Source organism: Paenibacillus sp. 1_12 (assembly GCF_900114475.1).
Classification (GTDB): Bacteria; Bacillota; Bacilli; order Paenibacillales; family NBRC-103111; genus Paenibacillus_S.
In genome coordinates, this window is sequence record NZ_FOTE01000002.1 from 56,399 (window position 1) to 78,572 (window position 22,174).

The window sequence follows — 22,174 nt, forward strand, 5'->3', positions numbered from 1 at the left end:
TCAGTTATCCATTTCGGTGTGTAAGTAACCTGATTTCATGGCAGCTTACGCTTATCCGCTTTCTATCAGTATACACGAAGCAGCTTCAAACAGCATCCCTTATGAGTCTAATCTTAGCTGATATATGCTTGTTTTCTTATCCTTGTCCCCGATATTGTTTATTAAATTCGTGATACGCCTCCGGCTCCTCTTTTTGGCGGAAGCTGCGAACATCATCAATCTTGACCAGAACGACATCCATACCGATTTTAACGATATTTTTCCAAGGGATCACGACGTCCGTTGAACCCCCAAACCAGCCAAAGAATCGGCCGCTGTTAGGCACAACGATAGACTCAATGGTCCCATTCCGAAGATCCAGCTCCAGATCGCTGATTTGCCCGAGCTTTTTCCCGTCTACAATATTGATTACGTCCTTGGTTTGAAAATCTGATATTTTCACGTTGTAACCACCACGTATTCATTAGATTGTTGATTTCTTTTACTACTATATGTGAGACTTGGGCAAAATGTCTTCTTCCACAAAAAAACCTCCCCGCTAATTTCAGCAGAGAGGTCGCAGGGAAAGTTCCCCTTTAAAGGCCCATGATACAGACAAGCATTTAGTTTTTAACATACTTTTGCATTTGTGAAATCGCCGATTTCTCCAAACGTGACACCTGAGCTTGCGAAATGCCGATCTCGTCTGCAACTTCCATCTGCGTTTTGCCATCAAAAAACCGCATGGATAGAATCATTTTCTCCCTGGTATTCAGCTTGTGCATCGCTTCACGAAGTGCTATTCCCTCAATCCAAGATACATCCTTATTACGATCATCACTAATTTGATCCATCACATAAATCGGATCTCCACCATCATGATAAATCGGCTCAAATAAGGAAACCGGATCCTGGATCGCATCCAAAGCAAAAACGACATCTTCTTTAGGAACATTCAACGCTTCAGATATTTCATAAATGGTCGGCTCGCGCGAATTTTGATTCGTTAAGCTGTCCCGTACCTGCAGAGCTTTATAAGCGATATCCCGCAAAGATCTGGATACCCGGATTGGATTGTTGTCACGTAAATAACGGCGGATCTCACCAATGATCATCGGTACCGCATAAGTAGAAAATTTAACATTTTGGCCTAAGTCAAAATTATCTATCGCCTTCATAAGTCCGATACATCCCACCTGAAACAGATCATCAACAAATTCACCGCGATTATTAAAACGTTGAATTACACTCAGTACCAGTCTCAGATTGCCATTCACCAGCTTTTCTCTGGCCGACCGCTCATGAAGGGTCTGTAATTTAATGAATAATTCGCGCATTTCCGCATTAGTTAGAACAGGAAGCTTTGCAGTATCTACACCACAAATCTCGACTTTGTTTCGGGTCACCGTGATTACCTCCCAAGGAGAAACATTACTGTTAATTATCCCCTCGAGGTGTATTTTTATTCGTGCGTTAATTTCGGCAAAAACATCAAGATAGCGCTGCCAATTTAGGCTAATTAACAAAGGTTCCGCTTTCATACGTATAGAAAAAATACTAAAAAATACTTTTACACCCACAAAAAAGCCCCGGATTCGGCCCGGAGCGATTGAAATCAGTTTTGAACATCTACACCATCTTGTTAAATTCTTTGCGCAGACGCTTAATAATCCGCTTCTCGAGACGGGATATGTATGATTGGGAAATTCCCAGCATATCCGCCACATCCTTTTGCGTCTTCTCTTCCCCATTCTGAAGGCCGAAGCGCAGTTCCATAATCGTTCTTTCGCGTTCAGAGAGCTTATCCAGTGCTTTGTGCAGCAGCTTGCGGTCTACCTGCTCTTCAATATTCCGATAGATCGTATCATTTTCTGTACCCAGGACGTCAGACAAAAGCAGCTCATTGCCATCCCAATCAATATTTAAAGGCTCATCAAATGAAACTTCACTGCGGATTTTGTTATTGCGGCGCAGGTACATCAATATTTCGTTCTCGATGCAGCGTGAGGCATACGTCGCCAACTTGATTTTTTTTTCGGGGTCAAAGGTATTCACCGCTTTAATGAGCCCAATAGCTCCAATCGAGACCAGATCCTCAATATTAATTCCGGTATTCTCAAATTTGCGGGCAATGTACACAACCAGCCTCAGATTGCGTTCAATCAGCATGGCACGGATCGCCGAATCACCTGTTGTCAGCTTTCCGAGCAAATATTCTTCCTCTTCACGGGTAAGCGGCGGCGGCAATGCCTCGCTTCCTCCTATGTAGTAAATTTCCTCGCTCTTGAGCTTTAACAGCAGCATCAGACGGTAATAGCTGATCTGCATACGCAGCTTCCATTTTGACAGCTTCATCCTTATCCTCCTTACGCTTGTTGTAGGTTATTTCTGCATCAGCATGGGGTGTATAATAGCTTGGTAGGAATTGTCTGCGCTAAGCTTGCCTCCATCCAGTCCAATAAGCACTTTGTGCGATTCGTTTTGCTTGTCCTGATAACTGATTATGACTCGATCCGGTTTAATAGCCAGCATAAACTGCGTGGATTTATTGATCCCTCGATAGGGTACTAGCCGCAATCGGTCCTGCCATATGAAAGGTTCTGCTTCATTGTCTGTACCGATAGATGCTATCATTTGATCCACCTCAGCTTCACGAATCTTCCTCATCCAAGCCTCAGAAATATAGTCCTGACATTGCGCAGCTTCGAGTACCATTACCGGCGTGCGAGTCAATGGATCATATAATTGGTTGCCCGTATCAATCAAACCTGTGCAGTGCAAATGCACCGCCCCGATCTCAATGTGAACCTGAGCAAAAAAGGAAGTCAACTCCTCTCGCTGCCTTGCACTTTGGAATACCCTTTTGTAAAACACAATCACGGCTACCAAAGCAATTGAAATGAACGTGATGCTAAATTGAAGCTCGTGCGTAACGCCTCCAGACTGGCTTATCACCACACCGTTCAGCACCTCATTGGATGTTGCCCACAAATAGTGGATCCCTAATATGCCTCCGGCAGCTACAAAGTTAATCAAATAAAAGACACCCAAATTACGCAAATAATGCTGCAGGCTGGCGTAGCCGAAGCTAATGACAATCATGATTAATGCAAAACACAGCTTAACAACAAAAGTAAACATAAAAGATAATGCCGGAACAAACATAAACACTACGTACATTGCCCCGATGCCTGCTCCGATCACAAGTCTCCACCAGACAATTGGAATTTTGCGTGTCCGCGCTGTCGTGTACAGCAGCAAACCATCAATCACTAGATTCATCAGGAAAATAAGATCCACATAAACGATCATCTGTATTTTCCTTTCCTCTCCTCGTAAGCGGCTACAGAGACAAGTATATATAACTTTATTTCCAAAGTCTGTCTAACGGTGAAGCCATATCGTGGCTTTTTTTGTTTAACGCTGTCGTTATTCCAACGTCGTATAATCGTGACAACCTTTTTTCAAAAGGATTAGCAATTGGGATGTCGAATTGGGTACTAGATGAATATAGTACTTTTCATTCTCCGGCATTTCTTTACAATATAGGGTAATTGGAGCTTCAGAAGGGAGAATCTTCATGAAACCACGCAAAGTGAAGATCGTTGGAACCGGAACCTATTTGCCTAAACAGCTAATTACAAGCGATGACTTGGATCTTAAACTTCAGGTACCTCCCGGTTGGGTTCTACAAAAAACAGATGTACGGACACGACATTTCATTCAGGATGAGACCGCTGCCGAAATGGGAGCCAGCGCTGCTTATGCAGCCTTGGCTGATGCAGGACTTACCATTGCAGACATCGATTGCATCGTTTGTACAAGTGGTACCATGCAGCAGCCGATACCATGTACAGCGGTACTCATCCAAAAGGCCATGCTTCAGGAGCAATCAGGGATTCCCTGCTTTGATATCAACTCTACCTGCTTGAGCTTTGTTACAGGCTTGGACACGATGTCCTATCTGATTGATGCAGGGAGATACCGACGAGTCTTGTTAATAGCCACAGAGATTGCCTCGGAGGGAATCAATTGGACCGATAAAGAAAGTGCTTCTTTGTTTGGGGATGGTGCCGCTGCTGTCGTGATTGAACAGTCAACTGATTCAGATCACTCTGCTATCCTTCACGCAGCAATGGAAACCTATAGCTCAGGGGCTCATCTGTCCGAGATTCGATCCGGTGGCAGCCTACAGCATGCCAAGCAGTACACAGCAGCCAATGCCGCAAACTATTTATTCCAGATGAACGGTCAAGCCATATTTCGAATGGCTTCTAAATTGCTGCCGCGTTTTGTCGAGCAGCTGCTCATAAAAGCTCAATTGCGTATGGCTGATATTAGCTTGGTAATTCCCCATCAGGGGAGCGCCTTGGCCATGCGACTGCTGCGCAAACGCCTGGATATATCCGAGGAGAAGCTGCTCTACACCTCACCAACGTTCGGGAATACTATCGCTGCCTCCATTCCAATCGGTTTGCATGAAGCCATTCGCTTAGGCAGAGTATCTCGGGGTGACCGCATCCTGCTTCTCGGCACGTCTGCCGGACTTTCATTAGGAGGCATTGTGCTTGAGTACTAATTCAAGGATGAACATCCTGCTTACCGGCGGAAGAGCACCCGCTGCATTGGAATTAGCAAGGCTTCTCGCAGATGCCGGGCATCGTGTCGATCTCGCAGAGAGCGTTTCTCATCATCTTTGCAGAAAATCTAAAGCCATTAGCCAAAGTTATTTAGTGCCTAAACCGAATCAGGAGCCTGATGCGTATATTTCGGCACTGTCACAAATTATTCAGCAGCGAAATATTCAGGTACTCCTTCCTACCTGTGAAGAAATATTTTGGATCGCTCGCGGACTGCCAAAGCTTGAGAGCCTTTGCAGGGTCATTTCAGCACCATTGGAGCAGTTAAAGCGACTGCACAGCAAGTGGGAATTTATCCAACGTGCAGAGGCGTTCGGTTTCGCAGTACCTCCAACACGAATATTTCATAATCAAATGGAATGGGCGGATTTATGCAATAAAGACCCATCATGGCTTGAAACGGGTTTTGTATTGAAGCCGGTTTTCTCTCGTTTTGGTGCGAATGTCCAGCTGTTCGGTCCAGAGTGCTCTGTTGCAGACAGACTCAGACGTCTACAATCCGACCATGCAATAACAGCAACACCGGATCAGCCCTGGATCATTCAGCAATATATTAAAGGGAGGCCGTTATGCACGTATAGTGTAGCAACGGAGGGAGTTGTCGTTGCCCATTCCGCTTATGAAGCGGAATATACAGCGAACCTTGGCGCATGCATATACTATCGGCAGCTTCAGCATAAGAAAGCTTTAAACTGGGTGCAATCCTTTGTAAAAAAAGAACGTTTCAGCGGACAGATTGCTTTTGACTTTATGGAAGCCTATGATAACGGAACCCTTTACCCGATTGAATGCAATCCCCGTGCAACGAGTGGTGTTCATTTATTTAGTCCGAAGGACAGACTGGCGCATGCTCTATTACATCCTGAAAGCTTGTCTCAGTCAGCATGCATTGAACCACAGCTGAATAGTTCTGCTATGCTGTCCGTCGCTATGGTTGCTTATGGGCTCAATAAAGAACGAACCTGGTCTGGACTCCGCCATTGGTGGAAACAATTTACAACGACCCGAGATGTTATTTGGCAAGTCCGAGACCCTCTGCCCTTCTTGGAGCAAATTCCGCAGATGCTGGATGCATGGCGACTGAGCCGCAAGCAGGATTTATCTTTATCAGCAGCAATGACCTACGATATTGAATGGAATGGTGAACAATGAAAGCACTCGTAACAGGAGGAACCGGATTTCTTGGAAGGCGTTTGGCAGAACGTCTGCTAGCCGAGGGTTCAGAAGTGACGATTATTGGTCGCAATATGACAATTGGCTCTGAGCTTGCAAGCAATGGAGCACGTTTTATAGAGGCGGACCTTCGCAGGAAGCAAGGCATTGTTAACGCATGTGCAGGACAGGATACGGTGTTCCATTGTGGAGCTTTGTCTTCCCCATGGGGAGCTTATCGCGACTTCTATGAGACAAACGTTGTAGGAACCAGACATCTCATAGAGGGATGCAGGATTCATAAAGTTCAGAAGCTTATTCATGTGTCTACACCTAGCGTATATTTCGACTTTACAGATCGTTTGAACATTACGGAATCAGCCCCGCTTCCGAACCGTTTTGCCAATGCTTACGCGACTACCAAACGACTTGCCGAAATGGAAGTTTTGCAGGCTATGGATCAAGGACTTCAAGCCTTAATCCTCCGACCTAGAGCCATTTTTGGCCCGGGTGACAACTCCATCCTGCCGCGTATCATTAGAGCCAATGAGTCGCGGGGAGTTCCGATGATTGACGGTGGTCAAGCATGGATGGATCTGACCTATATTGATAATGCTGTTGATGCATTGATTCTGTGCCATCAAGCGCCTGACTCAGCATGGGGACGGATATTCAATATCTCTAACGGTGAGCCGGTTCAGTTGTCAAACATTGTGCCGCTCTTATTCAAGATGCTTGATGTTCCGCTGCGGACAAAGGCTGTTACCTATAGGGCTGCATACGGATTGGCAGCTATGCTGGAGCTAGCTGCACATTTGCGTCCCGGGAATCATGAGCCGCTGCTTACCCGCTATACTGTCGGAATTCTGGGACGAAGTCAGACGCTTGATATTAGCGCTGCCCGTCAGCTTCTGGGCTACACTCCACAAGTTAGTGTTGAAGAAGGTTTATTTGCATTTGCTAAGGTCTGGAGGACACCCCATTGAGGCCATTTCAGCTCTCACCTATCCAACATTTGCACTTATTAAATGCGGGTTACTGCACACATCGGGAATGGGTTACCATTCGTGGAGGAACTTTTCGTTCAGTCCGCTTCCCCGCTGGCTTTGCTTGTATTGAGCATCCTACAAAAGGTCTCGTTCTATTTGATACGGGCTACTCAGAACGTTTTCTGGTGGAAACATCCTCTTATCCTGCGAGCCTGTACCGCTACCTGACTCCTGTTTATTTCAGTGAATCGGAGAGTGCTCTTGCCCAGCTTCAACGACTCGGATACGATGCACGGGATGTTGCTATTATTATCATTTCACATTTTCACGGTGATCATATTTCAGGCTTGCGGGATTTCCCACGTGCCCAATTCATTTATGCAGCGGAAGCTTATGATAAGGTTCGCGATTTGGAAGGCTTGGCTGCTGTTAGAGCAGGCTATTTGCCAAAACTGCTTCCTGATGATTTTCAAGAGCGATCGATTGCTGTTACTTTTAATTTATCTTCTGCTGTACAAACAGGTCACCCGCTGACCATTAGCGCTTTATCCCAGAGGAGTACACCAAATCGTTCTTATTGGCCCATGCTCGCAGCTCTCCCAATGGAAAGTCCATTTACATCTGGGATTGATCTATTCGGAGATGGCAGTCTGATAGCTGTCGATCTTCCTGGTCATGCCGATGGCCAGATCGGTCTATTTTTGTCTACAAATCAACAGGATTATTTCCTGTGCGCCGATGCAGCGTGGTCTAGTAAAGCCATCCGCCACAATTTGCCGCCACATCTATTAGCAGGAGTCATAATGTCCAATCGTCGACACTACCAAGACACTTTCCATAAGTTAATCCAATTAAATCAGCGGTTTCCTTCGATAACTATTGTACCTTCGCACTGCAATGAGATTCCAAGATGACAATCGGGCAAAGGAGTGATGTAAAGGATGATAAACCGAAAAGCAACCCTCCTCTGGCACTACTTCCTTGATCGTTATGTACACAGATGGTCCAGCCTCCATGCCTTTGAAGAGTGGCAGGAAACAAAAGTGATTGCCCATTTACAGCTTGTTCGAGAGTCCTCCGCCTATTATCAGGAGCTATGGACCGGCTGCTCTCTATCAGATTGGCGAGACTTTCCTATTATCGACAAGCAGCTTATGATGGACCATTTTGATGCATTAAACACACTCGGTATTCACAAGGGAGAAGCCTTTGCTCTAGCGCTGAAGGCAGAAAGCACGAGGGATTTTACGCCTCAACTAAGTGGGAATACGATCGGCATGTCCTCCGGAACTTCAGGAAATCGGGGGTTATTTGTAGTGAGTCCGCAAGAGCAGTATGCTTGGGCAGGCAGAGTGCTCTCCAAGGTGCTGCCAGGTTCACTTCTTGCCTCACATCGTATTGCTTTTTTTCTAAGAGCCAATAGTAATCTGTACGGGTCCGTCAGTGGGGCGAGGCTTCGTTTTGAATTTTTTGATTTACTGGAGCCCATGCAGCAGCATATTCACCGATTGAACGTTTACCAGCCCAATCTCTGGATTGCGCCTCCCTCAGTGCTCCGCCTATTAGCAGACGCTTATCGACAAGGCAAGCTGACAGTCAAGCCGCAGCGAATGGTTTCCGTAGCCGAGGTGCTTGACCCAATGGATCGGCAGCATATTGAATCCGTATTTCAGCTGCGAATGCATCAGGTTTATCAATGTACAGAAGGTTTTTTGGCAGCTACCTGCGCTCATGGAACCCTTCATCTGAATGAAGACATCGTTGCTTTTCAAAAGGAATTTGTCGGTGATAGCAGGTTCGTGCCCATCTTGACCGACTTCACACGTATCGCTCAGCCTATCGTCCGCTACAGGCTGAATGATCTGCTGATTGAACGTTCAAGCCCCTGCCCCTGTGGTTCCCTTATGACCGCTATTGAAGCTGTAGAAGGGCGCTGTGACGATTTATTTTATTTGCCGCATGCGGTTGATCAGGAGCTAGTTCCCATATTTCCCGATTTAATTACTAGAGCTATAATTAGTGCGGCTCCCACTGCCACTGCTTACCGGATTATACAGCACGCCACTGATCGGATCGAGCTTTCGCTGCAATCTACAAACGAAGCTACTTCCACAAAGGACTTAAGTTTTATATATTCACCCGTTCAAACAGCATTGGAGTCCTTATTCCTGAGGATGAATTGCAAGAACCCGAGAATCATTGTGACTCCCTACGAGCCTATAGCCCATGGAACACGAAAATTACGCAGGGTGGAAAGGAGATTCTCCGTTGACACCAGCCATTCAATTATATAATCGTGAAACGATTCATCAGCTGGAGTGGCCTGAAACTGAGCAAGGAAAATATGCTAAACGGTATCTACTCCCTTTACTAAAATATTCTCCCACGGCTTTCATTGAAAATGTGACGACCGAGCTTTGGATTCTCCTTATCGATGATATCGTCGTGCCGCTTACCGTAAATGATAAGGAATATGATAATTGCTATGTTTGCTCACCCTATACACACTATGTTACCTATGCCAAGCATGAACTCGTCTTGCTGCAGCAGCCTGCTCTTGAGCGGATCCTTGCAGTCCTGTTGAGCACAATTGGTGTCGGATTACGATTAGGTCGGTTAAATCAAACGGTCCATATTAACAACTGGCTTCTGTCTACTAATTTATATGTAAATTTGACCCGTCTACAGCTTAAGGCTATTGTCGATTATGTAAGTACACACTTCCCGGGTCACTCACTAGCCTGGCGTTCCCTAAACCTAACCACGACTTCTTCCCAGATGGATTCGTTAGACGATCTTGGCTGTCGATTCATCCCAAGCCGTCAAATCTACCTGCTGCCTACAGATCAAACAGCTGGCCTTCCTTCTAAGGCAAGGTGGCTTATCAAACGGGACTACGATTTACTTAAAAAAAATGGATATCAATTGATACATCCCGATGAGCTGAAGAAAACCGATATTCCCAGATTGAGAGATCTGTACAATGCACTATATCTGGATAAATATTCACGCTGCAACCCTTGGTTTAACGAACAATTTTTGGACCTGGCTAGACATGAACAATTGTTAAACCTATATGCGCTTCGTCATATCGAGACTGGGCGAATCGATGCGGTGCTGGGCTATTTTAATCGTGAGGGCATTATGACCACCCCCGTCTTTGGCTATGACACACAGCTCCCGCAAGCTACAGGCTTGTATAGGATGCTCTCAGCCGTTCTCATTCGTCTGGCTCTCGAACATGGATATCTGCTTCATGAAAGCTCTGGAGCTGCTCAATTTAAGCGTAACAGAGGCGCAGCTGCCGATATCGAGTACACGGCTATCTATGACCAGCATCTCCCGCGCTATCGCCAATGGGGCTGGTCTCTGCTCGGTCAAGTACTTAATCGAATAGGGGTTCCACTAATGAAAAGGTATAAATTTTAAAGTAAGGAGCCCAGACCTATGAATACCTCAAAAGTTCCACCTTCTGAACATCGATCCTATTTTCCATCATCTGAACCCGTTATTCTGGTAACCGGCGCTTCGAGCGGTTTTGGGATGTTAATCTCCATTACCATGGCGAAAAGGGGTTATCGTGTCATAGCTTCCATGCGGGAGCTGCGCAATCAAGATCAGTTGATGGAACAAGCAAGTGCTGCTAAAGTAGACGGTGTCATTAACTGTGTAGAAATGGATGTAACTGACCATGGGACAATTTCAAAGGTGATTGCTGAGATTATTGAGCGTTATGGGCGTATCGATGTTCTCGTTAACAATGCCGGAATGGCAATAGGTGGTTTTATTGAGGAGGTGCCTATTCTGGCTTGGCAGCAGCAAATGGATGTTAATTTTATTGGCCTTGTCACTATTACCAAAGCCGTGCTGCCCTTCATGCGCCAGCAGCGAAGTGGAACTATCTTTAATATTAGCAGTGTGAGCGGACGTGTTGGATTTCCTGGATACGCACCTTATGTGGCCTCTAAATTTGCCGTCGAGGGTTTTAGTGAAGCACTCCGTCTGGAAATGAAGCCCCATGGAGTGAAGGTTGTACTCATTGAGCCCGGAGCGTACCCAACAAAAATTTGGCAAAAAGGCTTTGATTCTATTCATGCCACTCCCCAATCGCCATATCAGGAACAACTGGACGCCGTGCTTTCCTACTCAAAAAGCACACTCCATAATGGCGCCGATCCTCAAGAAATTGCCGATGCCATTGCCCGCATTTCCAAATTACGCCGGCCCAAACTTCGTTATGCAATGGGAAAAGGCGTCTTATTCCTGCTGTTCATTAAAGCTCTACTCCCCTGGAATTGCCTGGAACAATTGATGCTGATACTTCTGAAAATAAGAAAAGCTCCTGATCGGAGCCCTTTTGATGAAGATACCTGCTCTAAGCGTTAGCTATTCTTACGAGATAGGAATGGTTCAGCACTGCTAAATCTTCTAGTTGTCTCATAACAAAAAATGACTTCGATTAACTCGAAGTCATTTTGCTGTAATCTCTTATTTGTCGTTATTATTTTTCCCACGGTTACGAAGGAAGGTCGGAATATCCAGCTGATCACTTGAAGGTGGAGTACCAAATGGACGTAAATTATTGACACGGTTATCAGCAGGTTCCGATGTTTGCGATGATAACCCGGAAGGCTTACGCACAGGCGGTTGTACCACTGCTTTATGTTCAAAACCTGTTGCAATAACGGTTACCATAATTTCTTCTTTTAGCTTCTCATCGATCACGGCACCAAAAATCATATTGACTTCCAAATCCGCAGCTGAGGCCACAATATCCGCAGCTTCATTAACCTCGTATAAAGAAAGATTGGCTCCGCCAGTGATGTTCATCAGAACTCCGCGTGCACCTTCTATCGATGTTTCAAGCAATGGACTTTGAATAGCCTTTTTTGCAGCTTCAGCCGCACGATTCTCACCTGTTGCAACACCGATTCCCATCAAAGCAGAACCACGTTCCGTCATGATCGTTTTGACATCGGCAAAGTCCAAATTGATTAGACCTGGCACAGCTATCAAGTCAGAAATCCCTTGAACCCCTTGGCGCAGTACATTGTCTGCCTCACGGAATGCTTCAAGCATCGGTGTTTTTTTGTCTACAATTTCCAGCAAGCGATCGTTAGGGATAACAATTAACGTATCAACTTTTTCTTTAAGGGCAGCAATTCCTTGCTCCGCCTGAGCCGCACGCTTTCTACCTTCAAAAGTAAAAGGACGTGTCACAACACCAACGGTAAGTGCACCACACTCTTTAGCTATTTCGGCAATCACGGGTGCAGCACCAGTTCCCGTTCCTCCGCCCATACCCGCAGTTACGAAAACCATATCCGCGCCCTTTAGCGTGTTAAATACATGCTCTCTAGACTCTTCAGCTGCTTTTTTACCAACATCCGGATTAGCACCTGCTCCCAAACCTCGTGTCAGCTTATCACCGATTTGCAGCTTGTGATCGGATTTTGAATATTGGAGCGCTTGCGCGTCAGTGTTTACCGTAATAAACTCTACACCCTTGACACCATTTTCAATCATTCGGTTAACGGCATTGCTACCTCCACCGCCAACACCAATTACTTTTATTTTTGCAAGCTGATCCATGTCCATATCAAATTCAAACATAGCTGTTATTTTCCTCCTCATTGAGCTTCACTAGCTCGAAATCCCATCTAAATAAATTCGCTCAGCCAATTTTTGAAACGCTCCATAACAGAGGGTTTGTTCTCATTACTACTGGCTGCAGTTGGTTTCTTAGTTACGGATTTCTTAGCCGAGCCTGCCGTTTGTTTCGTTGTTCTCAAATATTTGCAGGCATATTGAATGATTCCTACGCCGCTAGTGTAAGAAGGATCACGAACGCCGATAAAATCAGGCACGGCAATACGTACGGAAGTAGCCAGCTCTGCCTGAGCAATCGACAACATACCCGGCATCGAGAGTGTTCCGCCCGTAAGCACATAACCTCCTGGTAACTCCATATACCCAAGACGTTGTACTTCTAAACCAATTAAATGAAAAATTTCTTGAACACGCGGCTCTACGATATTCGCCAAGTCAATTTGGGAAAACTCCTTGTCCACATTGCTTCCAATCCGATTCACTTTAAACACTTGATCTCCAGCCGCATCCTCGATGACAGCACAACCAAATTTAAGTTTAATTTTCTCGGCAATATCAGCTTGAGTCCGTAGACCAATGGAAATATCATTCGTTATATATTCCCCACCGATAGGCAAGGTCGAGGTCGCTACCAAATTGTTTTGTTCAAAAATAGCAATCGTCGTCTGTCCCGCACCAATATCAACCAACACGGTACCGACTGCTTTTTCGTCTCTGGATAAGGACAAATGACCTGCAGCCAAAGACATCAGGATAAGACCGGAAACCTTTACTCCGGACTTTTCAACCACACGAAGTAAATTATGTATAGCTGTCTTCGCTCCAGTAATGATGGTTGCTTGCACTTCCAAACGAACACCAATCATACTTCGTGGATCATGAATTTCATTTAGACCGTCAACCAGGTATTGATTCGGAACTACACCAATAATCTCCCGTTCTGGAGCTAAAGGAATAACTTTGGCTGCTTGGATCACTCGTTCGATATCCTCGTCGCCGATTTCACGATCTTCATTCGATACGGCCACAACGCCGTGACTGGTTTGTAAAGAAATATGACTCCCGGAAATCCCAACGTAAACCTCTGTTATTTGAATACCTACCATTCGTTCTGCATGATCGATCGCATTGCGAATCGATTGAACGGTTTGGTCAATATCGACAATGGCTCCCTTGCGAATACCTTCCGAGTCGGCTGATCCAACTCCTATTATATTAATGGCGCCGTTAACGACCTCGCCAATAATAGCACGAACTTTGGATGTACCGATGTCCAAACTAACAATGATGTCATTGCTGCTCAACCCCTTGGCACCTCCTATGGCTTAAAATTGATTTGAGCTTCATTTTTTTGAGTTTGATTTAATAATTAATTGTAAATTAACGAAATGAAATCTTCTGTACTTATTCAACACGATTGGGAATTTCCCTCTTTTTCAAAAAAATTTCATCAGAAAAAATGATAGAGCGTAAAAATACCCACAGAGATCATTCTATCATTAATTGTTACGAATGAGTAGAGTGAATAGGAGCATTTTCTCTTATTTTCTTACCCTTAAGACCTATTTCCTTTGTTTACGGACGTTTTTGTGTATCTTTAGGTGCTTCTTTTTTTGAATCATTAGGTGCAGGTGTGACGGATTGCGTTTTTTTATCAGTTTTACTTGTATCTTTACCGGCTGCTGGCTTGGAACCCGACTTCGAAGTGTCTGCTGGAGTATCAAACGGAGCATGGGTATCCGCTTCAAGCAGCTTGAGTACGCCTGTATTAATTTTATTCTCTTTTAGATTTGCAATATATGAATCCAAATATTTGAGCTTGTCCGGCAAATAACCGATTACCGTAATCACTTCAAATTTGGAACGGGTATACATTTTAATGCGATCCGGATAGGATTCTGTTGGGTCAGGCTTGATTTCAGAAATATCTACCAAATAGGACGGCTCCAAACTAGCAATAACTTGACACAGCTTGAGCTTCAGAGGGTCATTATCAGACCAGCCTGATAATATAGGCTTGTCCAGAACAAAGTTCATTTGTGTACTAATACTGACGACAGTGCCATCCGCTAAAATAGCCTGGGGTTGATTGTTTGAATCAAACTGATAGGCAACCTTTGGAAACTCATGAATCTGTATATGAATACGTCCAGGAAAATGCTTACTTACCTCAGCTGATTCTACCATTTTTAAAGCTCTTACTTGCTTCGCGATGGTTGCAGAGGATTGTGAAAAAAAGTGGGCGCCATTTTTAATAGTAATAGCTTGTCCTACAGTTTCGGGAGCTAAAAGCTCTAGCCCTTCAATTTCGATTTTTGTTATTTTGCTTAAGGAAGATTGGAAAAATAACACGCACAGCAAGGTTATAAAAAACAGGATCAAAAATATCAGCAGCTTTTTGCTGCCCCGGCCCCGCGCCTTGGGCTTTGGGATGACAGGCAATCTATCTTCTGCTTGCAAAGGGTAACCTCCTAAAAGTTTTCCCTCAGGAAAACTAACTTCGTAAGCATATTCTTTGACCTTCTTATAGAAAGCCTTCTTCGTAAGCATGTACTTTGGCTTTCCTAAGGAAAACCTAACTTTGAGAGGACAAGTCTTCACTATGTAAACCGCCGAACATCTCCGTCCAGTTAATAGAGGAAGAATATTTCAGCGGCAATGGTCATAATTATCATAGACAGTTATTATTCCGTTGGTACAGGTGTTGTTCGTAAAATGTTGGCGCCAAGAGAACTCAGCATATGCTCAATCCGATCATAGCCCCGATCAATATGATGAATTTGTTCGATGATGGTAGTGCCATGAGCTGCAAGGCCTGCAATAACCAATGCTGCTCCGGCCCGTAAATCAGTAGCTTCTACTGTAGCTCCGTATAGTCTCGGTACGCCCCGAATAAATGCTGAATTCCAATCAACTCGAATGTCAGCTCCCATGCGAGCAAGCTCAGCCACATGCTTGAACCTTCCCTCAAATACGGTTTCCTTGAGGATACTTAAACCATCTGCTAATGAAAGCAGCACCATAATCTGAGATTGTAAATCCGTTGGAAATGCAGGATAGGGAGATGTTATAATCCGCTCTATCGATTTGGATCTTGCCAGACAGCTTACGTTCATTATATCACCGTTAATTGTGATTTGAACACCTGCACGCTTTAGTACGTGTATGGCTGATGTTAAATGTGCAGGACACACATTCTCCAGTGTGATGTTTCCCCGTGTGACAGCAGCAGCTATCATAAGAGTTCCCGCTACGATTCGATCGGGGATAATACGATAAGTACATGGGGTCAGCTTGGATACCCCTTCAATCGTGATCGTGTCGGTACCAGCGCCAATAATTTGGGCACCCATGGCGTTCAGGAAATTTTGCAAGTCCTGAATCTCCGGTTCTCTTGCCGCATTGGAGATGGTCGTCATGCCCTTGGCCATAGCCGCAGCCATCATAATGTTTTCTGTTGCTCCCACACTCGGGAAATCGAGTACGATCTCAGCACCTATTAACTCTTTTGCCGTACAAATAATAGTATTCCCGCCAGTTTCCTCAATCGTTGCTCCTAAAGCGGCAAGTCCTCGCAGGTGTAAATCTATTTTTCTTTCTCCAATGGCGCATCCACCTGGTTGATAGACTTGAACACGACCAAAGCGTGCCAATAAAGGGCCCATCAAAAAAATCGAAGATCTCATCTGGCTCATCTGGCTTTCCGGGATGTGATAGGATTGTGCTGTGGATGTATTTACGGTTACCGTATCACCTTGATGCTCCGTACGACAGCCCAGGGCGCGAAGAATATTCAGCATAACCTGAATATCTGACAAATCGGGCACGTTCAAAATGTGAAACGTTCCTTCTGCCATCATGCCTGCTGCTAATATGGGCAGCGCCGCATTTTTCGCACCATGAATTTTGATGGCTCCCGATAGAGGTCTCCCACCTTCGATAACCAACTTTTCCAAAGTCCCACCTCCGATTTACCGCTCCCCCACCACCAAAACCTCAGTAACCAGCTTAACGCCATAAGCTTCCATGACGCAGTGCTGAACATGTTCGATGAGGGTGAGCACGTCATGAGCTGTCGCTTGCCCCGTGTTGACAATGAAATTGGCATGCAGTGGTGAAACCTCGGCTCCACCAATCTTGAATCCTTTTAGACCCGCCTCTTCAATCAAACGCGCCGCAAATTGCTCAGGAGGGTTACGAAACACGCTGCCCGCGCATGGCAATTGCAACGGTTGTGTACGTAAACGGCGTTCCTTGTAGGATGCCAGCACCCCCGCAATCTCCTTGCGGTCCCCTGACTTCAACCCAAATACCGCTTCTATTACAATACCCGGCTGATGATGTAAGAGTGAGTGTCGATAGGTGTATTCAAAATCGGCTTTCTGCATGGTGACCAGCTCTCCTGTCGAAAGCAGCACTTCAGCTCGTAAAAGTATGCGTGACACATCAGATCCGTGAGCTCCGGCGTTCATGTAGATGGCGCCTCCCACTGTCCCTGGTATGCCTCCAGCGAACTCCAACCCGGTCAATCCTTCCTTGCCGGCCATGACGGATAGCTTGATAAACGAATAAGCCGCTCCGGCAAATACCGTGTCGCCCTCAAAGCGCAATGTCTCAAGAGCCGGACCCAGTTTAATGACAATGCCGCGAATCCCTTTATCGGCAATCAACACATTGGAGCCACGACCGAGCACTGTCCAGGGTACTTGGTTGACATGGAGCAGCTTAACAGCATCAATAAGCTGCTCTCGGTTGCCCGGAATGAGCAGGATATCGGCTGGCCCGCCAATTTTCCAAGTGGTATGAGGGGCGAGGGGCTCGTTCAATAAACATTTACCGAACGCTCCGCCTTGCAATTGTGAAATGACCTGTTGCATGGGAAAACCTCCTTCACAGAACTCCGGGCTTCGCGGGTACCAGCTAGCTGCCGCAATCGCAAAGAACAATTCAGTAAGCACCTTTGAACTTTATTTAGGCTTGCGCTAGCTGTTTGCCGCTTCACCGAGTGTCTGTCACGGTTATAGTGTAGTTTATGTAAGATCGGATAGAGTGTGACAAATGCCCAGATCGTTTTGTCAATCTGCAGCATTGGCGGCCTTCTTGATGAGTTTGATAATAGCGTCAGTACCGTTAATATGCTTCGCTTCTTTAGCTTTTTCTATATACTTCTCCTGGTTCGTTTCGAGAAGCTCAATGCTCTGGATTAATGATTCTGCAGTTAATTGCTCTTCAAACAGTATTTCTCCGTAGCCCATAGATTGAAACGAGCCTGCATTCAAAATTTGATCTCCACGGCTTGCTTGTTTCGTCAATGGAATGAGCAGCATTGGCTTTTCCAAAGCTAAAAATTCAAAAATCGAGGTAGCTCCAGCTCTGGATACGACTAAATTCGTCATTGCAAGCACGTCAGGCAGTTCTTCATTCAGATACTCAAATTGCCTGTATCCTCTACGCCCCAGATAAGCGTCATCCACATGGCCTTTGCCGCACAGATGTACGATCTGATAGCTCTGAAGCAGTACATCCAGCGCTGAACGCACAACACTATTGATTCTCTGGGCTCCAAGGCTTCCGCCCATCACCAGAAGGATCGGTTTTTGTTGATGAAAGTCACAAAGCTGTAGTCCCTTCATCGGATTACCTCGTAAAATATGATCACGAATCGGTAAACCCGTACAAATTGCTTTGTTGCCTTTAATATGTTGAAGAGACTCTGGGAACGTCACGCAGACCTGATCAGCAAAAGGAAGCGAAATCTTGTTGGCAAGGCCAGGTGTCATATCCGACTCGTGGATAATAATGGGTATTCGGTTCAGCCTACTGGCCAAGATGACCGGAACGGAAACGAATCCACCTTTGGAGAAAACAACATCGGGTTTGAGCTTGCGTAAAAGCTTATAAGCTTGACCTATTCCGCGAATCACATTAAACGGGTCCTTCATATTTTTCAAATCAAAATATCTTCGCAGCTTGCCAGAAGCGATCGGATGAAAAGGGATTCCCTCTTGACCGATAATGTCCCGCTCAATGCCCTGCTGTGAACCAATATATTGAATATCCCAGCCCTGCAGCTTCAGCTTGGCGATAATAGCCAAATTGGGCGTCACATGGCCAGCTGAGCCGCCTCCGGTGAATACAATTTTTTTCATATGCTTTCACTCACCTCGCGTAGCGGGAAATATTAAGTAAGATACCAATGGAGGTCAGCATCAGCGTCAAAGACGAGCCTCCGGCACTAATCAACGGCAAGGTAATACCCGTTACTGGGAACATCCCTATCACAACGCCAATGTTGATAATCACCTGGACGGCAATCATTCCAACGATGCCTGTTGCAAGCAAGCTTCCAAACATATCCGGTGCTGTAATCGCAGTACGCATACCTCGCCATAGAAGCAGCAGAAACAGGATCAGCACACAGCCACCACCTATGAAACCAAGCTCCTCAGCAATAATCGAAAAAATAAAATCGGTCTGCGGCTCAGGTAAGTAGCTATATTTCTGCCTACTCATACCAAGCCCCAGGCCCACAAAGCCTCCAGGTCCTATGGCATATAACGATTGAATCGCCTGGTAACCTGCCCCGAGCGGATCCGCCCACGGATCCAGAAAAGCTGTAATCCGCTGCAGGCGATAAGGAGCGGCGATAATGAGTCCAATAAAGCCAACTAATCCAGCCAACCCGAGATAAGATAAATGCAGCAAACGGGCACCTGACGCATAAATAATGAGCAAGGCTGCGCCCATCAGCACGACTCCGGTTCCAAGATCCGGCTGCAGCATAATGAGCCCAAACGCCAGTCCGACCAAGCCGAGGGGGGGCAAGAGCCCTTCCGTGAACAAGGCAATCTTGTTTTGCCGATCGGTCAACAGCTTGGACAAGTATAAAATCATACCCATTTTCATAAACTCTGAAGGCTGAATGCCAAAGGAGCCTATCCCAAGCCAGCTTCGTGCGCCTCCCCGAACAACACCGACTCCGGGTATTAATACAGCTGCCAGCATCACAAAACAAATAATCAAAATAAGTCGGGCATGCTTTTTCCACAGTCCGTATTCAACGTTCATTGTGAAGAGCATCGCCACAATACCAAGAACAGCGAACAGCAGCTGTCTTTTCAAATAATAGTACCAATCCCCAAATTCATGAAATGCCAGCACAGCGCTGGCACTGTAAACCATTACCACGCCAATCGTCAATAGAATCAACGTGCACATAAGCATCAGCAAATCCGGAGCAGAACGCGATTTCACCATAAGCGCCACCTCTTACCGAGTAAAATGGTAGGGTAGGCTTGTATACCACCCTACTTTACAGGGTATGCACAGACTGCTTAAACATGCTTCCTCGCTCTTCATAGGAAGTAAACATGTCCCAGCTAGCACATGCCGGTGATAACAGCACCACATCTCCTGGCTTCGCCATGGCAGCAGCCTCACGTACGGCTTCTGCTATAGTGTCCTTCGCTTGCTTGTCAGTATCGACTATTTTTATCTTGCTCATGCCTGCCATTTTGGCAATCTCCACAATTTTATACTTCGTTTCCCCGATTGCTACCAATCCTTTAACTCGATCCTGAAAAACCGGAAGCAGCTCCATATAATCAGAGCCCCTATCCAACCCACCAGCAATTAGAATGACGTCTTGCTCAAAGGATTCAATGGTTGCGATCGTAGCTGTGGCATTCGTCGCCTTCGAATTGTTATAATACTGCACTTCATTGTAGGTCGCAACATACTCCAGACGATGCTCCACACCGCGAAAATCCCTAAGCTCACCTTCAATAACAGCAAACGGCACACCGAGTGTCAATGCAGCGCATGAGGCGGCAAGGGCATTTTCCACATTAAAGCTTGCTGGAATGCCAATATCCTTCACCGCTATAATCGGGTGAACAATTCCATTCCGATCCCGATATACGATATGCTTGTCCCCAATTTCCGTCGATGTTGATTGCAGACTCGTCCCTGCTATTTCACCAGAAGGCCATGTCTGTACATAAACGCCATATTCCAGCTGCTCTTTTATGGAAAATGGCAGCACGGAAGCCTTAACTTCACCAATCAATCGGCGGCACGTCGGATTATCCCAATTCAGTATAGCCGTATCCTCTGAGGTCTGATTAGCAAATAGTTTGGCTTTGGATGCAATATAATCATCCAGCGAGCCATGATAGTCGAGATGTGTCTCGTACACATTCAATAAACAAGCGATCCTCGGATGGAAATCCTGGGTACCTTTTAATTGAAAGCTGCTTAGCTCCACGACCATGTGGTTATCCGGTCCTGCCTCAAGTGCGGCTTCAGTCAATGCACGCCCGATATTGCCTGCTACTATCGGCTTCAAACCCGCTTTCTCCAGCATCAGACCGATCCAGGTCGTAGTCGTCGTTTTACCGTTAGAGCCAGTAATACATACCATAGGTGCGGTACATACCTGATTGGCAACCTCAACCTCGGTAACAACTTCGATTCCAAGCTGCTCAGCTTTTCTTATAGGTTCAATCGTATAAGGAATACCTGGATTTTTAACAATCAGCTTCACATCTTTATGGACTAAGGAATCGGGGTGACCTCCACAAATAACAGAAATACCCAGAGCCGTTAATTCATCGGCCTCAGGGCACTGGTCACGCTCTTTTTTATCATTAACAGTTACGATAGCGCCAAGCTCATGAAACAGCTTGGCAACAGCCACGCCGCTTAGCGCCAAGCCAAGAATTACTACCTGCTGATTACGATATGCCTGCGGATGCTTCATTTGCTACAACACCTCATTTATATAAAGTCCAATTGCCGCCAATACAATGCCAACTGTCCAAAATGTAACGACCACCCGCCACTCCGACCAGCCAACCAGTTCAAAATGGTGATGAATCGGGCTCATTTTGAATACGCGTTTCCCTCTTGTTTTAAAAGAAACGACTTGAATGATTACGGACAGCACCTCCACTACAAATACACCGCCGACTACAATCAACAAAATTTCCGATTTTGTCAGCACAGCCACAAGCGCTAATCCACCACCGATGCCAAGTGACCCGGAATCCCCCATGAATACTTTTGCCGGATGGGTATTGAATACTAGGAAACCCAATACCGCTCCAACCATAGCAGCGCAAAAAATCGCTACATCAGGCAGAGTACTATTCATCGCTATAATTGCATAAGCACCAAATGCCACAGCGCTTGTTCCAGCAAGAAGCCCATCCAAACCATCGGTGAAATTCACTGCATTGGATGTTCCCAGCATCATCACGGCCACAAATGGAAAGTAGAGCCAGCCCATGGAGATGGTATAATGAAGAAATGGAATTCGAACATCAGTGCTGAACCCCATTTGGTAAAGCAGAATACAGACAATTACCGATACAATCAGTTGTCCAAGCAGCTTTTGTCTAGCAGTCAGCCCTAACGAACGCTTCAAAATAATTTTTATATAGTCGTCCATAAAACCAACCAATCCATACCCTAACGTGGCGACCAGCAGGATGACCATCTCCGGGCTGGTGTCAGCAAAACGCAAAACAGCTAACGAGAGCGCCAGCAAAATAATAATGCCGCCCATTGTTGGTGTCCCGGCTTTTTTCAGATGCCCCTGAGGACCATCCGTCCGAATTTGCTGACCAAACTTCAACCTCTTTAATAAAGGTATGCATAATGGTCCTAAAATGACGGCAAGTAAAAAAGATGCCCCCAATGTAATCATGACCACGTTAAAATCCACAACTATTACTCCTTCCCACCCTCCTTGCGGAGGGCTCCATAGGGCTTTGCCCTCTGGACACCTTTTTTCTTAATAAT

20 protein-coding genes are annotated in these 22,174 nt (G+C 45.7%); 7 read left to right on the forward strand and 13 right to left on the reverse strand.

All coding sequences use genetic code 11. From position 1 onward, the window contains the following. Positions 1–136: 136 nt before the first annotated feature. The 4 genes from BM210_RS04255 to spoIIGA form a co-directional block, all read right to left on the reverse strand. Entirely contained in the window at positions 137–442 is a 306-nt protein-coding gene (locus BM210_RS04255; protein WP_076227442.1) for a YlmC/YmxH family sporulation protein, read from the reverse strand. A 160-nt stretch (positions 443–602) separates the two neighbouring features. Next, positions 603–1,385, reverse strand: a complete 783-nt coding sequence (sigG, locus tag BM210_RS04260) for an RNA polymerase sporulation sigma factor SigG (protein ID WP_091164856.1) — start codon at positions 1,383–1,385, stop codon at positions 603–605. Between the two features lie 223 nt (positions 1,386–1,608). Continuing rightward, positions 1,609–2,334, reverse strand: a complete 726-nt coding sequence (sigE, locus tag BM210_RS04265; RefSeq protein WP_091164858.1) for an RNA polymerase sporulation sigma factor SigE — start codon at positions 2,332–2,334, stop codon at positions 1,609–1,611. Positions 2,335–2,361: 27 nt separating this feature from the next. Further along, positions 2,362–3,291 carry a sigma-E processing peptidase SpoIIGA gene (gene spoIIGA, locus BM210_RS04270; protein ID WP_091164859.1) on the reverse strand — a complete coding sequence of 310 codons (930 nt, stop codon included), beginning with the start codon at positions 3,289–3,291 and terminating at the stop codon, positions 2,362–2,364. A 268-nt stretch (positions 3,292–3,559) separates the two neighbouring features. On the opposite strand from spoIIGA, the gene BM210_RS04275 reads away from it, so the two are divergent. From BM210_RS04275 to BM210_RS04305, 7 genes are read left to right on the forward strand one after another with little or no spacing between them, the layout of a single operon-like run. Continuing rightward, complete coding sequence (locus BM210_RS04275) at positions 3,560–4,558, forward strand: beta-ketoacyl-ACP synthase III (RefSeq protein WP_091164860.1); 999 nt, start codon at positions 3,560–3,562, stop codon at positions 4,556–4,558. Continuing rightward, complete coding sequence (locus tag BM210_RS04280; protein WP_091164863.1) at positions 4,548–5,771, forward strand: ATP-grasp domain-containing protein; 1,224 nt, start codon at positions 4,548–4,550, stop codon at positions 5,769–5,771. Before BM210_RS04275 ends, BM210_RS04280 begins: the two co-directional genes overlap by 11 nt. Next, complete coding sequence (locus BM210_RS04285; RefSeq protein WP_091164865.1) at positions 5,768–6,757, forward strand: NAD-dependent epimerase/dehydratase family protein; 990 nt, start codon at positions 5,768–5,770, stop codon at positions 6,755–6,757. The genes BM210_RS04280 and BM210_RS04285 overlap by 4 nt, the downstream gene beginning before the upstream one ends. After that, entirely contained in the window at positions 6,754–7,674 is a 921-nt protein-coding gene (locus BM210_RS04290) for an MBL fold metallo-hydrolase (RefSeq protein ID WP_218184892.1), read from the forward strand. The genes BM210_RS04285 and BM210_RS04290 overlap by 4 nt, the downstream gene beginning before the upstream one ends. A 27-nt stretch (positions 7,675–7,701) precedes the next feature. Beyond that, a complete protein-coding gene (locus BM210_RS04295) occupies positions 7,702–9,054 on the forward strand; it encodes a F390 synthetase-related protein (RefSeq protein ID WP_091164873.1) in 1,353 nt (450 codons plus the stop codon). Continuing rightward, positions 9,029–10,189, forward strand: a complete 1,161-nt coding sequence (locus BM210_RS04300; RefSeq protein ID WP_091164878.1) for a GNAT family N-acetyltransferase — start codon at positions 9,029–9,031, stop codon at positions 10,187–10,189. The genes BM210_RS04295 and BM210_RS04300 overlap by 26 nt, the downstream gene beginning before the upstream one ends. Positions 10,190–10,207: 18 nt before the next feature. Then, positions 10,208–11,146 (forward strand): SDR family oxidoreductase, encoded by a 939-nt coding sequence (locus BM210_RS04305; RefSeq protein WP_091164880.1) that lies wholly within the window; start codon positions 10,208–10,210, stop codon positions 11,144–11,146. 102 nt (positions 11,147–11,248) lie between these two features. Here the strand turns inward: BM210_RS04305 and ftsZ are convergent, their stop codons facing one another. The 9 genes from ftsZ to mraY form a co-directional block, all read right to left on the reverse strand. After that, the gene (ftsZ, locus tag BM210_RS04310) at positions 11,249–12,373 is read right to left on the reverse strand and encodes a cell division protein FtsZ (RefSeq protein ID WP_091164882.1); all 1,125 of its coding nucleotides are present in this window, start codon (positions 12,371–12,373) and stop codon (positions 11,249–11,251) included. Between the two features lie 47 nt (positions 12,374–12,420). Beyond that, complete coding sequence (ftsA, locus tag BM210_RS04315; protein ID WP_091164886.1) at positions 12,421–13,674, reverse strand: cell division protein FtsA; 1,254 nt, start codon at positions 13,672–13,674, stop codon at positions 12,421–12,423. Positions 13,675–13,945: 271 nt separating this feature from the next. Continuing rightward, positions 13,946–14,830 carry a cell division protein FtsQ/DivIB gene (locus BM210_RS04320; RefSeq protein WP_256223243.1) on the reverse strand — a complete coding sequence of 295 codons (885 nt, stop codon included), beginning with the start codon at positions 14,828–14,830 and terminating at the stop codon, positions 13,946–13,948. Between the two features lie 224 nt (positions 14,831–15,054). Next, the gene (gene murA, locus BM210_RS04325; protein ID WP_091164892.1) at positions 15,055–16,326 is read right to left on the reverse strand and encodes a UDP-N-acetylglucosamine 1-carboxyvinyltransferase; all 1,272 of its coding nucleotides are present in this window, start codon (positions 16,324–16,326) and stop codon (positions 15,055–15,057) included. Positions 16,327–16,341: 15 nt separating this feature from the next. Further along, positions 16,342–17,247 (reverse strand): UDP-N-acetylmuramate dehydrogenase, encoded by a 906-nt coding sequence (gene murB / locus BM210_RS04330; RefSeq protein WP_091164893.1) that lies wholly within the window; start codon positions 17,245–17,247, stop codon positions 16,342–16,344. A gap of 198 nt (positions 17,248–17,445) precedes the next feature. Then, positions 17,446–18,519 carry an undecaprenyldiphospho-muramoylpentapeptide beta-N-acetylglucosaminyltransferase gene (locus BM210_RS04335; protein WP_091164894.1) on the reverse strand — a complete coding sequence of 358 codons (1,074 nt, stop codon included), beginning with the start codon at positions 18,517–18,519 and terminating at the stop codon, positions 17,446–17,448. Between the two features lie 10 nt (positions 18,520–18,529). Beyond that, positions 18,530–19,627: a stage V sporulation protein E gene (spoVE, locus tag BM210_RS04340; RefSeq protein ID WP_091164900.1), complete on the reverse strand. Its 1,098-nt coding sequence runs from the start codon at positions 19,625–19,627 to the stop codon at positions 18,530–18,532. A 55-nt stretch (positions 19,628–19,682) separates the two neighbouring features. Next, the gene (gene murD / locus BM210_RS04345; RefSeq protein ID WP_091164902.1) at positions 19,683–21,131 is read right to left on the reverse strand and encodes a UDP-N-acetylmuramoyl-L-alanine--D-glutamate ligase; all 1,449 of its coding nucleotides are present in this window, start codon (positions 21,129–21,131) and stop codon (positions 19,683–19,685) included. 3 nt (positions 21,132–21,134) lie between these two features. After that, entirely contained in the window at positions 21,135–22,097 is a 963-nt protein-coding gene (gene mraY / locus BM210_RS04350; protein WP_091164905.1) for a phospho-N-acetylmuramoyl-pentapeptide-transferase, read from the reverse strand. Positions 22,098–22,174: the final 77 nt, after the last annotated feature.

Excerpts from the sequence above, each read along its gene's own strand:
- BM210_RS04285 (WP_091164865.1), top strand. The coding sequence starts at position 5,768 with ATGAAAGCACTCGTAACAGGAGGAACCGGATTTCTTGGAAGGCGTTTG.
- BM210_RS04275 (WP_091164860.1), top strand. The coding sequence starts at position 3,560 with ATGAAACCACGCAAAGTGAAGATCGTTGGAACCGGAACCTATTTGCCT.
- BM210_RS04295 (WP_091164873.1), top strand. The coding sequence starts at position 7,702 with ATGATAAACCGAAAAGCAACCCTCCTCTGGCACTACTTCCTTGATCGT.
- BM210_RS04305 (WP_091164880.1), top strand. The coding sequence starts at position 10,208 with ATGAATACCTCAAAAGTTCCACCTTCTGAACATCGATCCTATTTTCCA.
- spoVE (WP_091164900.1), bottom strand. The coding sequence starts at position 19,627 with ATGGTGAAATCGCGTTCTGCTCCGGATTTGCTGATGCTTATGTGCACG.
- murD (WP_091164902.1), bottom strand. The coding sequence starts at position 21,131 with ATGAAGCATCCGCAGGCATATCGTAATCAGCAGGTAGTAATTCTTGGC.
- ftsZ (WP_091164882.1), bottom strand. The coding sequence starts at position 12,373 with ATGTTTGAATTTGATATGGACATGGATCAGCTTGCAAAAATAAAAGTA.
- sigE (WP_091164858.1), bottom strand. The coding sequence starts at position 2,334 with ATGAAGCTGTCAAAATGGAAGCTGCGTATGCAGATCAGCTATTACCGT.
- murB (WP_091164893.1), bottom strand. The coding sequence starts at position 17,247 with ATGCAACAGGTCATTTCACAATTGCAAGGCGGAGCGTTCGGTAAATGT.
- spoIIGA (WP_091164859.1), bottom strand. The coding sequence starts at position 3,291 with ATGATCGTTTATGTGGATCTTATTTTCCTGATGAATCTAGTGATTGAT.
- BM210_RS04335 (WP_091164894.1), bottom strand. The coding sequence starts at position 18,519 with ATGAAAAAAATTGTATTCACCGGAGGCGGCTCAGCTGGCCATGTGACG.